Origin of the sequence: Sphingomonas sp. HITSZ_GF (genome assembly GCF_029543155.1) — a bacterium.
Taxonomy (GTDB): Bacteria; Pseudomonadota; Alphaproteobacteria; order Sphingomonadales; family Sphingomonadaceae; genus Sphingomonas.
Window position 1 is genome coordinate 796,098 of record NZ_JARQXA010000001.1, and the last position, 13,016, is coordinate 809,113.

Annotated in this window: 11 protein-coding genes; all 11 read left to right on the forward strand. The window is 65.3% G+C overall.

Features of this window, described 5'->3' with window-relative positions; genetic code table 11:
* Position 1: 1 nt before the first annotated feature.
* The 11 genes from nuoG to P6144_RS03975 all read left to right on the forward strand — a co-directional run bounded on the left by nuoG (position 2) and on the right by P6144_RS03975 (position 12,821).
* Positions 2–2,002: an NADH-quinone oxidoreductase subunit NuoG gene (gene nuoG, locus P6144_RS03925; RefSeq protein WP_277766398.1), complete on the forward strand. Its 2,001-nt coding sequence runs from the start codon at positions 2–4 to the stop codon at positions 2,000–2,002.
* Entirely contained in the window at positions 1,999–3,060 is a 1,062-nt protein-coding gene (gene nuoH, locus P6144_RS03930) for an NADH-quinone oxidoreductase subunit NuoH (protein ID WP_277766399.1), read from the forward strand. Before nuoG ends, nuoH begins: the two co-directional genes overlap by 4 nt.
* Positions 3,057–3,545, forward strand: coding sequence for an NADH-quinone oxidoreductase subunit NuoI (nuoI, locus tag P6144_RS03935; RefSeq protein WP_277766400.1), 489 nt, complete (start codon positions 3,057–3,059; stop codon positions 3,543–3,545). The genes nuoH and nuoI overlap by 4 nt, the downstream gene beginning before the upstream one ends.
* A gap of 33 nt (positions 3,546–3,578) precedes the next feature.
* Positions 3,579–4,190 carry an NADH-quinone oxidoreductase subunit J gene (locus P6144_RS03940; protein WP_277766401.1) on the forward strand — a complete coding sequence of 204 codons (612 nt, stop codon included), beginning with the start codon at positions 3,579–3,581 and terminating at the stop codon, positions 4,188–4,190.
* Positions 4,187–4,492: an NADH-quinone oxidoreductase subunit NuoK gene (gene nuoK / locus P6144_RS03945; RefSeq protein WP_277766402.1), complete on the forward strand. Its 306-nt coding sequence runs from the start codon at positions 4,187–4,189 to the stop codon at positions 4,490–4,492. Before P6144_RS03940 ends, nuoK begins: the two co-directional genes overlap by 4 nt.
* Before the next feature lie 109 nt (positions 4,493–4,601).
* A complete protein-coding gene (gene nuoL, locus P6144_RS03950; RefSeq protein ID WP_277766403.1) occupies positions 4,602–6,680 on the forward strand; it encodes an NADH-quinone oxidoreductase subunit L in 2,079 nt (692 codons plus the stop codon).
* Positions 6,677–8,239 (forward strand): NADH-quinone oxidoreductase subunit M, encoded by a 1,563-nt coding sequence (locus P6144_RS03955; RefSeq protein ID WP_277766404.1) that lies wholly within the window; start codon positions 6,677–6,679, stop codon positions 8,237–8,239. The genes nuoL and P6144_RS03955 overlap by 4 nt, the downstream gene beginning before the upstream one ends.
* Entirely contained in the window at positions 8,239–9,687 is a 1,449-nt protein-coding gene (nuoN, locus tag P6144_RS03960; protein ID WP_277766405.1) for an NADH-quinone oxidoreductase subunit NuoN, read from the forward strand. Before P6144_RS03955 ends, nuoN begins: the two co-directional genes overlap by 1 nt.
* Positions 9,684–10,385, forward strand: coding sequence for a biotin--[acetyl-CoA-carboxylase] ligase (locus tag P6144_RS03965; protein WP_277766773.1), 702 nt, complete (start codon positions 9,684–9,686; stop codon positions 10,383–10,385). Before nuoN ends, P6144_RS03965 begins: the two co-directional genes overlap by 4 nt.
* 11 nt (positions 10,386–10,396) lie before the next feature.
* A complete protein-coding gene (locus P6144_RS03970) occupies positions 10,397–11,170 on the forward strand; it encodes a type III pantothenate kinase (RefSeq protein ID WP_277766406.1) in 774 nt (257 codons plus the stop codon).
* A gap of 13 nt (positions 11,171–11,183) precedes the next feature.
* On the forward strand, positions 11,184–12,821 hold the full coding sequence (locus P6144_RS03975) for a ribonuclease J (protein WP_277766407.1): 1,638 nt from the start codon (positions 11,184–11,186) through the stop codon (positions 12,819–12,821).
* The last annotated feature ends 195 nt before the right edge of the window (positions 12,822–13,016 follow it).

Sequence of the window (13,016 nt, forward strand, 5' to 3'; positions counted from 1 at the left end):
GATGCCCAAGCTGACCGTCGACGGAATCGAAGTGGAGGTGCCGGCAGGCGCCACCGTGCTCCAGGCCTGCGAGGCCGCGGGCAAGGAGATTCCGCGCTTCTGCTATCACGAGCGCCTGTCGATCGCGGGCAATTGCCGCATGTGCCTCGTCGAGGTGAAGCCCGGGCCGCCCAAGCCCCAGGCTTCGTGCGCGCTGCCTGCCGCCGACAACCAGGAAATCCGTACCGATAGCGCGATGGTGAAGGCCGCGCGCGAAGGCGTGATGGAATTCCTGCTGATCAACCACCCGCTCGATTGCCCGATCTGCGATCAGGGCGGCGAGTGCGACCTGCAGGACCAGTCGGTTGCCTATGGTCGCGGCCATTCGCGCTACACCGAGAACAAGCGTGCGGTGACCGAGAAGTACATGGGTCCGATCATCAAGACGATCATGACCCGCTGCATCCAGTGCACCCGCTGCGTTCGTTTCGGCGAAGAGGTTGCGGGCGTGGAGGATATCGGCGCGATCTATCGCGGCGAGAACATGCAGATCACGACCTATCTGGAAAAGGCGTTCAAGAGCGAGCTTTCGGGCAACGCCGTCGACCTTTGCCCGGTGGGCGCGCTGACCCACAAGCCGGTCGCCTTCGAGTATCGCTCGTGGGAGCTGAAGAAGAACCTGTCGATCGACGTGATGGACGCCGTCGGCACCAATATCCGTCTCGACAGCCGCGGCCGCCAGGTGATGCGCGTGCTTCCGCGGATCAACGAGGACGTCAACGAGGAGTGGGCGCACGACAAGACGCGCTATCACGTTGATGCGCTGGTCCGCCGTCGTCTCGACAAGCCTTATGTCCGCAAGGGCGGCAAGCTGGTCGAAGCGAGCTGGGACGAAGCGTTCGACGCGATCGCGGCGGCTGCCAAGAAGGCAGGCTCGAGTGTCGCGGCGATCGCCGGCGACCTGGTCGATTGCGAGACGATGTACGCGGCCAAGGCGCTGGTGAAGGCGCTCGGCTCGGACCTGCTCGAGGGCCGCCAGACCGGCCTGGCCTATGACGTGTCGAACCTCGGCTCGGTGGCGTTCAACACCACGATCGCCGGCGTCGAGGATGCCGATGCGATCCTGCTGGTCGGCTCGAACCTCCGCTTCGAGGCGCCACTGATCAACACCCGCGTCCGCAAGGCGATCAAGAAGGGCGCCAAGGTCTTCGCGATCGGGCCCGAGACCGACCTGACCTACAAGGTCGAGTGGCTTGGCAACGACCTGTCGATCCTCGGCAAGCTGCCGGATCGTGCGGCAGAGGCGATCGACGCGGCGAAGAAGCCGGTGCTGATCGTCGGCCCGGGCGCACTCAAGGAAGGGCAGGGCGCCACGCTCGCCATGGCCTCCGCCTTCCAGCGCGACGGGTGGAACGGCTTCAACGTCGTCCACACCGCCGCTGCGCGCATGGGCGGGCTGATGCTCGGCTATGCCCAGAAGGGCGGCATTGCCGACATCGTCGCGGCCGCGCCGAAGCTGACCTTCTTCCTGGGCGCCGATGAAGTCGACTTCGACAGCTTCAAGGGCAGCTTCAAGGTCTATATCGGCCATCACGGCGACAATGGCGCGCATCATGCCGACGTCATCCTGCCGGGTGCGACCTATGCCGAGAAGCCGGGCACCTATGTGAACCTCGAAGGCCGCGTGCAGCGTGCCGACCGCGCGGTGTTCGCTCCCGGCGACGCCCGCGAGGACTGGACGATCCTGCGCGCGCTCTCCGATCGCCTCGGCCACACGCTGCCGTTCGACAGCTTCGAGCAGCTGCGTGCCGAGATGGCGAACGCCGTGCCGGCGCTGGGCCGCGAGGGCCTGGCCGGCTACGAGTTCGCGCCGCCCAAGCTGGCCGCCAAGGCCAAGGGCGAACTGGGTTATCCGATCGCCGACTTCTATCTCACCAACGCCATCTGCCGTGCGTCGCCCACCATGCAGCGCTGCTCGGCCGAACTGATCCACGGCGAAGACTTCGCAGAGGCCGCAGAATGACCGCGTTTTTCCAATGGCTCGGCCTGCCTTTCGAAGCGGCCTGGCTGATCTCGACGATCGTCGGCATCCTGCTGATCGCGCTGCCGCTGATGCTCGCCGTGGCGATGATCATCTATGTCGATCGCAAGATCTGGGCGGCGATGGCGCTGCGCCGCGGCCCGAACGTGGTCGGCCCGCTCGGCCTGCTCCAGTCGTTCGCGGACGGCCTGAAGGTGTTCCTGCAGGAAACCATCATCCCGTCTGCCGCCAACAAGGTGCTGTTCCTGCTCGCGCCGATCATCACCTTCACGGTGGCGCTGATCGTGTGGGCGGTGGTGCCGTTCGGCACGCTGGGCGACATGCATGTCGTGCTGTCCGACATCAATGTCGGCCTGCTCTACGTGCTCGCGGCTTCGTCGCTAGGCGTGTACGGCGTGATCCTCGCCGGCTGGGCTTCGAACTCGAAATATCCGTTCTACTCGGCAATCCGCGCCGCGGCGCAGATGGTGAGCTATGAAGTCTCGATCGGCTTCGTGCTGATCTCGGTGGTGCTGTGGGCGCAGAGCTTCAACCTGGGCGTGATCGTCGAGGCGCAGAAGGGCCTGTACGGCTTCATCAACGGCTTCGCGTTCAACCCGCTGCTCTTCCCGATGGCGGTCGTGTTCTTCATCTCGTCGCTCGCCGAGACGCAGCGCGCGCCGTTCGACCTTGCCGAGGCCGAGAGCGAACTCGTCGCGGGCTATCAGACCGAATATTCGTCGATGGCCTTCGCGCTCTACTGGCTGGGCGAATATGCCAATGTCATCCTGATGTGTGCGCTGAACGCGACTTTGTTCTGGGGTGGCTATCTCCCGCCGTTCGACTGGGCGCCGCTCTACATGGTGCCGGGCATCGTCTGGCTGCTCGCCAAGATGGCGTTCTTCTTCTTCTGCTTCAGCTGGGTGAAGGCCACGGTGCCCAGGTACCGCTACGACCAGCTGATGCGCCTGGGCTGGAAGATCTTCCTGCCGCTGTCGCTTCTCTTCGTCTTCCTCGTTTCCGGGTTCCTCATGCTGACCCGGGTTGGAGTGCCCGCATGAGCACCGTCGCCCATTTCATCAAAACCTGGACCCTCTGGGAGTTCGTCAAGGCGCATGCCCTGACCTTGAAGTATTTCTTCAAGCCCAAGGCGACGATCAACTATCCATACGAGAAGAACCCGCTCTCGCCCCGCTTCCGCGGCGAGCATGCGCTGCGCCGCTATCCCAATGGCGAAGAGCGCTGCATCGCATGCAAGCTGTGCGAGGCGGTGTGCCCGGCGCTGGCGATCACGATCGAGGCCGAACCGCGCGAGGACGGCAGCCGCCGCACCACGCGCTACGACATCGACATGACCAAGTGCATCTATTGCGGCCTGTGCCAGGAAGCCTGCCCGGTCGACGCGATCGTGGAAGGCCCGAACTTCGAGTTCGCGACCGAGAGCCGCGAGGAGCTGATCTACCAGAAGGACAAGCTGCTCGCGAACGGTGACCGCTGGGAACGCGCCATCGCCGCGAACCTTGCCGCCGATGCACCGTACCGTTAAGCGCACGCCAACCTACAGGGGCCATCCGATTCCGTGATCCAGCTTCTCGCCTTTTACCTGTTTGCGGCAGTGGTGTGCGTCTCCGGCGCCTTCACCATCCTGTCCCGCAACCCGGTCCATTCCGTCCTGTGGCTCATCCTGGCGTTCTTCAACGCTGCGGGTCTGATGGTGCTCGCCAATGCCGAGTTCATCGCGATGCTGCTCGTCATCGTCTATGTCGGCGCCGTCGCCGTGCTGTTCCTGTTCGTGGTCATGATGCTCAACATCGACTTCGCGGAGCTGCGCGCCGGCGTGATGAAATATGCGGCGGTTGGCTTCGCGCTTGCCGTCGCGCTGGTCGCCGAGATCCTGATCGCGGTGGGCGCCTATAGCGCCGGCACGTTGCAGCTGGGCCGTCGCATCGCCCCGATCGACGCCAAGGTGAACAACATCGAGGCGGTCGGCCAGCTTCTCTATTCCCGCTACCTGTTCGTGTTCGAAGGTGCCGGCCTGGTGCTGCTCGTCGCGATGATCGGCGCGATCGTGCTGACGCTGCGTCCACGCACCGACGTCAAGCCGCAGAAGATCAGCCGTCAGGTCCAACGCCGCGCCAAGGACGCGACCCGCAACGTGAACCATCCCGTGGGGCAGGGGGTCGAGCTGTGATCACCCTTACGCACTATCTCGTCGTCTCGGCGATCCTGTTCACGCTCGGCGTGCTCGGCATCTTCATGAACCGCAAGAACCTCATCGTCATCCTGATGGCGATCGAGCTGATCCTGCTGGGCGTGAACCTGAACCTCGTCGCGTTCTCGAACGCGCTGGGCGATCTGGTCGGCCAGGTGTTCGCGATGTTCGTGCTCACCGTCGCTGCCGGTGAGGCTGCGATCGGCCTCGCCATTCTCGTTATCTACTTCCGCGGCCGCGGCACGATCTCGGTCGAAGACGTCAATCGGATGAAGGGGTGATGCGCGTGCCCAATTCCGTCATCCCGGCGAAAGCCGGGATCTCGTGCGGCTCCTGTCCCGCGCATTCGCCTGAGACCCCGGCTCGCGCCGGGGTGACGAGGTTCATCTGATGTCGCCGATCTATTTCATCGTATTCCTGCCGCTGCTCGCGGCAGCCGTTGCCGGGCTTTCCAACAAGGCCTTCGGCAAGACCTTCCCGAAGGTCGTCACCACGGGTTCGCTGTTCATCGCCTGCGCGCTGAGCTGGCCGATCTTCATCAGCTATCTCGGCGGCCATGCCGAGCCGACGATCTCGCCGGTGTTCACCTGGATGCTGAGCGGGTCGATGCAGGTCGACTGGGCGCTGCGCGTCGACAGCCTGACCGCGGTGATGCTCGTGGTGGTGACCAGCGTCTCGGCGCTCGTCCACCTCTATAGCTGGGGCTATATGAGCGACGAGCCCGATCAGCCGCGCTTCTTCGCCTATCTGTCGCTCTTCACCTTCGCGATGCTGATGCTCGTGACCGCGAACAACTTGGTCCAGATGTTCTTCGGCTGGGAAGGTGTGGGTCTCGCATCCTATCTGCTGATCGGCTTCTGGTTCCGCAAGCCGAGCGCCAATGCCGCTGCGATCAAGGCCTTTGTGGTCAACCGCGTGGGCGACCTTGGCTTCATGCTCGGTATCTTCGGCACCTTCCTGGTGTTCGGCACGATCGACATCCCGACCATCCTCGCCGCCGCGCCGAACATGCACGGCTCGACCATCGGCTTCCTCGGCTACCGCTTCGACACGATGACGGTGCTCTGCCTGCTGCTGTTCGTCGGCGCGATGGGCAAGTCGGCGCAGCTCGGCCTGCACACCTGGCTTCCGGACGCGATGGAAGGCCCGACCCCGGTGTCGGCGCTGATCCACGCCGCGACCATGGTGACCGCCGGCGTGTTCATGGTCTGCCGCATGTCGCCGATGTTCGAGCAGAGCGCCGTCGCGCTCGGCGTGGTGACTTTCGTCGGCGCCGCGACCTGCTTCTTCGCCGCCACCGTCGGCACGACGCAGACCGACATCAAGCGCGTGATCGCCTATTCGACCTGCTCGCAGCTCGGCTACATGTTCTTCGCCGCCGGCGTCGGCGCCTATGGCGCGGCAATGTTCCACCTGTTCACGCACGCCTTCTTCAAGGCGCTGCTGTTCCTGGGTGCCGGCTCGGTGATCCATGCGATGCACCATGAGCAGGACATGCGCTATTATGGCGGCCTGCGTAAGCACATCCCGATCACCTTCTGGACGATGATGTTCGGCACCCTCGCCATCACCGGCGTCGGTATCCCGGCACTGTTCGGCAACCCGTTGGCGTTCGGCTTCGCCGGCTTCCATTCGAAGGACGCGATCATCGAGGCGAGCTATGCCGCGGGCCAGACCAGCGCCTTCTGGGTTGGTGTGTTCGTTGCGCTGCTCACCAGCTTCTACAGCTGGCGCCTGGTGTTCCTTACCTTCTACGGCAAGCCGCGCTGGGCCGCTTCGGAGCATATCCAGCACGCAGTGCATGATGCGCACGGCCATGGCCATGACGATCATGGGCATGACGCGCACGCCGCGCACGGCCATGACGATCATCACCACGATCACGCCCATGAGGGCGACGGCACGGCGGGCTATCATCCGCACGAAAGCCCGATCGTGATGCTGATCCCGCTGGTGGTGCTCACCATGGGCGCGATCTTTGCCGGCTTCGTCTTCCACGGCTTCTTCATCGAGCCGAGCGCGGGCGAGACCTATTGGCACGGCGCCGTCGCCTTCAACGAGCATCTGATGCATGCAATGCACGAGGTGCCGGTGTGGGTGAAGCTCAGCGCGACGATTGCGATGCTGAGCGGCCTGGCCATCGCCTGGGGTGCCTATATCAAGGCGCCGGACTTCCCCGCGAAGTTCGCCGATGCGTTCCGCCCGCTTTACCTCTTCTCGCTCAACAAGTGGTATTTCGACGAACTCTACAACTTCCTGTTCGTGCGCCCGGCCTTCTGGATCGGTCGTCAGTTCTGGAAGAAGGGTGACGAAGCCACGATCGACCGTTTCGGCCCGAACGGTGCCGCTAAGGTCGTCCAGCTCGGCGGTGGTGTCACTGCCAAGCTGCAATCCGGATATGTTTACGCCTATGCCTTCATCATGCTGATCGGCCTCACTGCCGCGCTGACCTGGGTGATCGCGCGATGAGCGGCTTCCCGATCCTCACCGTCATGCTGGCGGTGCCCGCTATTGCCGCGGTCGCCTGCCTGTTCCTCAACGCGCAGGGTGCGCGCTGGCTGGCGCTTGCCGCCACCTTCGTGGACCTGGCGCTGGGCATGCTGCTCTGGGCGCAGTTCCAGACCGGCGACGGCGCTGCCCAGTGGCAGTTCGTCGAGCATGTCCGCCTGTTCGGCATCGGCCAGGCCGAGTTCGCCTGGGCGCTGGGCATCGACGGCTTTGCGCTGCTGCTGATCGTGCTGTCGGTCTTCCTGATGCCGATCTGCATCGGGGCGAGCTGGCTTTCGATCACCAAGCGCGTGCCCGAATATATGGCGGCGTTCCTCGCCACCGAAGTGCTGATGATCGGCACCTTCGCGGCGCAGGACCTGATGCTGTTCTACGTCTTCTTCGAAGGCGGCCTGATCCCGATGTTCCTGATCATCGGCATCTGGGGCGGGGCCAACCGCATCTACGCGTCGTACAAGTTCTTCCTGTACACGCTGCTCGGCTCGCTGCTGATGCTGATCGCGATCATCTACATGATCCTGACCACCGGCACGACCTCGATCCCGGCGCTGATGCAGCATGACTTCCCGGCGCATGTGCAGACATGGCTATGGTTGGCCTTCTTCGCCTCGTTCGCAGTGAAGATGCCGATGTGGCCGGTCCACACCTGGCTTCCCGACGCGCACGTGCAGGCGCCGACCGCCGGTTCGGTCATCCTGGCAGGCGTGCTGCTGAAGCTCGGCGGTTACGGCTTCCTGCGCTTCTCGCTGCCGATGTTCCCGGAGGCCTCGGCCCAGTTCCTGTGGCTGGTGTTCGCGCTTTCGGCGATCGCGGTGGTCTATACCTCGCTCGTCGCGCTCGTTCAGAACGACATGAAGAAGCTGATCGCCTATTCGTCGGTCGCGCACATGGCGATCGTCACCTTCGGCCTGTTTGCGCTCAACGCGCAGGGCATCGAGGGCGCGATGATGGTGATGCTTGGCCACGGTGTGGTCTCGGGCGCGCTCTTCCTCTGCGTCGGCGTGATCTATGATCGCCTGCACACCCGCGAGATCGATCGCTACGGCGGCCTCGCGATCAACATGCCGCGCTATGCCGTGCTGTTCCTGCTGTTCACCATGGCCTCGGTCGGCCTGCCGGGCACCAGCAACTTCATCGGCGAGTTCCTGAGCCTTGCCGGCCTGTACCAGGTCTCGACGCTCTACGCGCTGCTCGGCACCACGGGCATCATCCTGGGTGCGGCATACATGCTGTACCTGTACCGCCGGGTGGCCTTTGGCGACCTGACCAAGGACGATGTGAAGGCGATGCCCGATCTCGACGTTCGCGAGTTCGTCATGCTCGGCGCACTGGCAGCGGTCACGCTGTGGATGGGCGTCTATCCGGAGAGCTTCATGAAGCCGATGCGCGGCGACGTGGAGAAGCTGGTCGCTCGCCTGGAGCGCGCTGCGCCTGCCGGTGACTCGCTGCCGACGCCCGGCAAGGCGGCGCCTGCTGCCCATCACGAAGCTGCCCCTGCTGCGCACGGGGAGGCGCACTGATGAACTATTCGCTGCAATTGATGATGGCCCTGCCTGAGCTGGTGCTCAGCCTGGGTGCCATCGCCCTGATGCTCGTCGCCGCATGGGGCGGCGCCCAGTCGACCAAGCTGGTCAGCTGGACCGCGATCGCCGTGCTGATTGGCGCGGGCATCGCGCTCGCCGGCCCGGCTTCGGCCGGGGGCGAGGCGTTTGGCGGGCTCTATCGCCCGGACATGTTCGCCGCTTTTTCCAAGGGGCTGATCTTCCTTGCCGCCGCGGTCTCGATCCTGATCGCGCCGCGCTTCTTCGGCGAGACCTCGGGCGACGACCTGCGCCCGGAATATCCCGTGCTGATCCTGCTCTCGGCAGCCGGCATGGGCATGATGGTCTCGGCGGGCGACCTGATGAGCCTCTATGTCGGCCTCGAGCTGCAGAGCCTCTCGGCCTATATCCTCGCCAGCTTCATGCGCCGTGACACGCGCTCGGCCGAAGCGGGCCTGAAGTATTTTGTCCTCGGTGCGCTGGCCTCGGGCATCCTGCTCTACGGCATCAGCCTGGTGTACGGCTTCTCGGGCACGACGCTGTTCTCGGGTATCGCCGACGCCTATGCCTCGGGCGACCAGAAGACCGGGCTGTTGTTCGGCCTGGTGTTCGTCTTCTCGGGCCTCGCCTTCAAGATGTCGGCCGTGCCGTTCCACATGTGGACGCCGGACGTGTACGAAGGCGCGCCGACCCCGGTCACGGCCTTCTTCGCCTCGGCTCCCAAGGTCGCTGCGATTGCGCTCGCCACGCGCGTCGCGATCGACGCGATGGGCCCGGCGATCGCCGACTGGCGCCAGATCGTGATCTTCGCCTCGCTGGCATCGATCATCTTCGGCTCGGTCGCCGCGATCCGTCAGGACAACATCAAGCGCCTGCTCGCCTATTCGTCGATCGCCAATGTCGGCTTCGCGCTGGTCGGCCTCGCCGCCGGTGGCGAGGCGGGCGTGTCGAGCGTGCTCTACTATGTCGCCATCTACGTCGTGATGACGCTGGGCAGCTTCCTCGTCGTCCTGCAGATGCGCGACCATGAGGGTCGCCCGGTCGAGACGATCGCGAGCCTGGCTGGCATGTCGCGCACGCGCCCGGGCCTCGCAGTGGCGATGGCGATTTTCATGTTCAGCCTCGCCGGCATTCCGCCGCTGCTCGGCTTCTTCTCGAAGCTGCAGGTGTTCCTGGCGGCGGTGCATGCGGGCCTGTACGTCTTCGCCGCGGTGGCCGCAGCGGCCTCGACGATCGGTGCCTATTACTATCTCAAGATCGTCAAGGTCATGTACTTCGACGAGCCGGCGCCGGCGTTCGGCGGCCGTACCGACCGGGTCGAGGGCGTGCTGCTGGTGATCGCCGCAGTCGTGATCTCGCCGCTGGGCTGGCCGCTGCTGGGCTATCTCGAGATCTGGACCGGCGCCGCCGCGAAGGCGCTGTTCTGACCGTCACCGTCCGAACCGTCGCCGAGACGGGATCGACCAATGCCGACATGGCCGAGCTCGCCCGAAACGGGGCGAGCGAAGGCCTGTGGCTGAGAGCCGAGCGGCAGACCGCGGGCAAGGGCCGACAAGGCCGCGCCTGGCAGTCGCCGCTCGGCAATCTCTATGTCTCCACGCTGGTGCGGACGCGGGCAGGCGAGCCGTCCCCCGCCACGCTGGCGCTGGTCGCCGCGGTCGCGCTCGACGAGACGGCGCGGGTGTTCGGGCTGGAGCCGATGCTCAAATGGCCCAACGACCTGCTGGTGGACGGCGCCAAGCTTTCCGGCATCCTGCTCGAACGGGTGGGGGACGCCGTCATCCTCGGCTTTGGCGTCAACCTGGCGCATCATCCGGAAGACCTGGACCGCAAGGCGACCAGCTTCGCCGCGCACGGCCCGGCGCCCGATCCCCAGCTCTTCGCCGAGACGCTGGCCGAAAGCTTCGCCCGCTGGGTCAGCCGCTGGCGTGACGGCATCGCGCCGGTTCGCGAGCGCTGGCTCGCCCGGGCCCACCCGATCGGCACCGCGCTGACGGCCCGGCTTGCCGACGGATCGAGCATCGACGGGCTGTTCGGCGGGCTCGACAGCGAAGGCGCGCTCATCCTGCGCTTGGCCGACGGCACCAGCCATGTCATTCACGCCGCAGACGTGTTCCTGCTCTGAGAGGCCCGGAAATGCTGCTCGCCATCGATGCCGGCAACACCAATGTCGTCTTCGCCCTGCTCGAAGGGCAGGAAGTCCGCGCGCGCTGGCGCATCGCCACCGATCCGCGGCGCACGGCGGACGAATATGCGGTGTGGCTGAGTCAGCTGCTCAGCCTCGAGGGCTATGACCGTTCGGACGTCACCGGCGTGATCATCGGCACCGTCGTCCCGCGCGCGCTGCACAACCTCCAGGTGCTGAGCAGCAAGTATTTCAAGACCGACGCGGTGATCGCCGGGCAGGGCAAGGCCGAATGGGGCTTCCCGCTCGACGTCGAGGAGCCGCAAGGGCTGGGCGCCGACCGGGCGCTCAACATGATCGCCGGCCACGCCCGCCATCCGGGCGACCTGATCATCATCGATTTCGGTACCGCTACCACCTTCGAGGTGGTCGACTATCGCGGCGCCTATAAGGGCGGGATCATCGCCCCGGGCATCAACCTCTCCCTCGACGCGCTCGTCACCGCTGCCGCCAAGCTGCCGCGCATCGCGATCACCGCGCCGGCGAGCACCAGCGTGATTGGCCGCAACACCGTCGATCAGATGCATATCGGCATCTATTGGGGCTATGTCGCAATGATCGAGGGCCTGGTCGCACGGTTGAAGGCCGAGATCGGCCGCCCGATCAAAGTGATCGCGACCGGCGGCCTGGCCGTGCTTTTCGAGAAGCACACCCCCATATTCGACGTGATCGAACCCGATTTGACCATTCAAGGGTTGGCGATGCTGTGGGAGCGCAGCCGTTGACCAAGGAAACCAAGTGACCCCTGAAAAAGAACTCCTGTTCCTCGCGCTCGGCGGCTCGGGCGAGATCGGCATGAACGTCAATCTCTATGGCTGCCAGGGCAAGTGGCTGATGGTCGATTGCGGCATCACCTTCGGCAGCCCCGAATATCCGGGGATCGACGTGATCCTGCCCGACCTGCAGTTCATCGAGGAGCGGATCGACGATCTGCTCGGCATCGTCCTCACGCACGGCCATGAAGACCATATCGGCGCGCTGCCCTATCTGGCGGGCGACCTTGGCGTGCCGCTCTATGCCACCCCGTTCACCGCCGGCCTGATCCGCGGCAAGCTCGAGGAAGAGGGCATCGAGGAGAAGGTCGAGCTCAACGTCGTCGACGAGGAAGGGCCGTTCAACCTCGGGCCGTTCCGCATCACCTACACGCCGCTGGCCCACTCGATCCCCGAGGGCAATGCCGTGCTGATCGACACGCCCTATGGCAGCGTGTTCCACACCGGCGACTGGAAGCTCGACGACTCCCCCTCGCTGGGCGGCGCCTCCACCGCCGAGGAACTGACCGCGATCGGCGACAAGGGCGTGCTGGCGCTCGTCTGCGACAGCACCAACGTCTTCAATCCCCAGGCCTCGGGTTCCGAAGGCGATGTTCGCAAGGGGCTGGACGAAGTGATCGGCGGCGCCAAGGGGCGCGTGCTGGTCACCACCTTCGCCTCGAACGCCGCACGGCTCCAGACGCTGGGCGAAGTGGCGCAAGACACGGGCAGGGCGCTCTGCGTCGCCGGGCGGTCGCTCGATCGCATCCTGCGCGTCGCCAAGCAGACCGGCTATCTGCGCGACTTCCCCGAGACGGTCGATTTCGACACGGCGATGACGATGCCGCGCGACAAGGTGCTGATCGTCGCCACGGGTGGGCAGGGCGAGCCGCGCGCCGCGCTCAACCGCATTGCCGAGGGCACGCACCCGCTCAAGCTCACCAGCGGCGACCTGGTTGTCTTTTCCTCGCGCCAGATCCCGGGCAACGAGATCGCGATCGGCCGCATCATGAACACGCTGGCCGCTGCGAATGTCGACATCATCACCGATCGCCAGGCCTTCATCCACGTCTCGGGCCATCCGGGCCGCCCCGAGCTGGCCGAGATGTACAAGTGGATCCGCCCGGAGATCATCCTGCCGGTGCACGGCGAGGTTCGCCACATGCACGAGCAGTCACGCTTCGCGCTGTCACTGGGCGTGCCCAAGGCGATCAACCAGGTGAACGGCGAGATCTGGCGCCTGGCGCCCGGCGATCCCGAGCAGCTCGGCCACGCGCCGGCGGGGCGCCTGGTGCTCGACGGCGACATCATCCTGCCGGCGGACGGCACGACGATCAACGAACGCCGCCGCATCTCCTTCCACGGCCAGATCAGCGTGGCAGTGGCGATCCGCAACGGCAAGCTCGCCGGCGAGCCGCAGATCCGGCTCCAGGGCGTGCCGGTGGAAGAGGATCGCGAGGATTTCATCGCCGAGGCTGTCGATGCCGCGCGCGAAGCGGTGCGGAAGGACGGCAAGGGTGATGTCGAGAAGCTGCGCGAAAGCCTTCGCCTGGCGGTTCGCCGCGCCGCGGTGCGCTACACCGGCAAGAAGCCGATCGTCGATGTGCTGATCATCGAGCAATAGCCGCTGCGCTACTTTCGTCATCCCGGCGAAGGTCGGGATTGCGTGCGGTAGACTTGATCCGTTCCCCGGCGAAAGCCGGGGCCCAGTCTCAGCGCATCTGGTTGGCGCAGCCTAACCTCTCGAAAGACGTTGCAACTGGGCCCCGGCCTTCGCCGGGGAACAAGAAGCTTTCGTTCCCGGGCAACCATCCCTACG

Excerpts from the sequence above, each read along its gene's own strand:
- nuoG (WP_277766398.1), top strand. The coding sequence starts at position 2 with ATGCCCAAGCTGACCGTCGACGGAATCGAAGTGGAGGTGCCGGCAGGC.
- nuoH (WP_277766399.1), top strand. The coding sequence starts at position 1,999 with ATGACCGCGTTTTTCCAATGGCTCGGCCTGCCTTTCGAAGCGGCCTGG.
- nuoI (WP_277766400.1), top strand. The coding sequence starts at position 3,057 with ATGAGCACCGTCGCCCATTTCATCAAAACCTGGACCCTCTGGGAGTTC.
- nuoL (WP_277766403.1), top strand. The coding sequence starts at position 4,602 with ATGTCGCCGATCTATTTCATCGTATTCCTGCCGCTGCTCGCGGCAGCC.
- P6144_RS03955 (WP_277766404.1), top strand. The coding sequence starts at position 6,677 with ATGAGCGGCTTCCCGATCCTCACCGTCATGCTGGCGGTGCCCGCTATT.
- nuoN (WP_277766405.1), top strand. The coding sequence starts at position 8,239 with ATGAACTATTCGCTGCAATTGATGATGGCCCTGCCTGAGCTGGTGCTC.
- P6144_RS03970 (WP_277766406.1), top strand. The coding sequence starts at position 10,397 with ATGCTGCTCGCCATCGATGCCGGCAACACCAATGTCGTCTTCGCCCTG.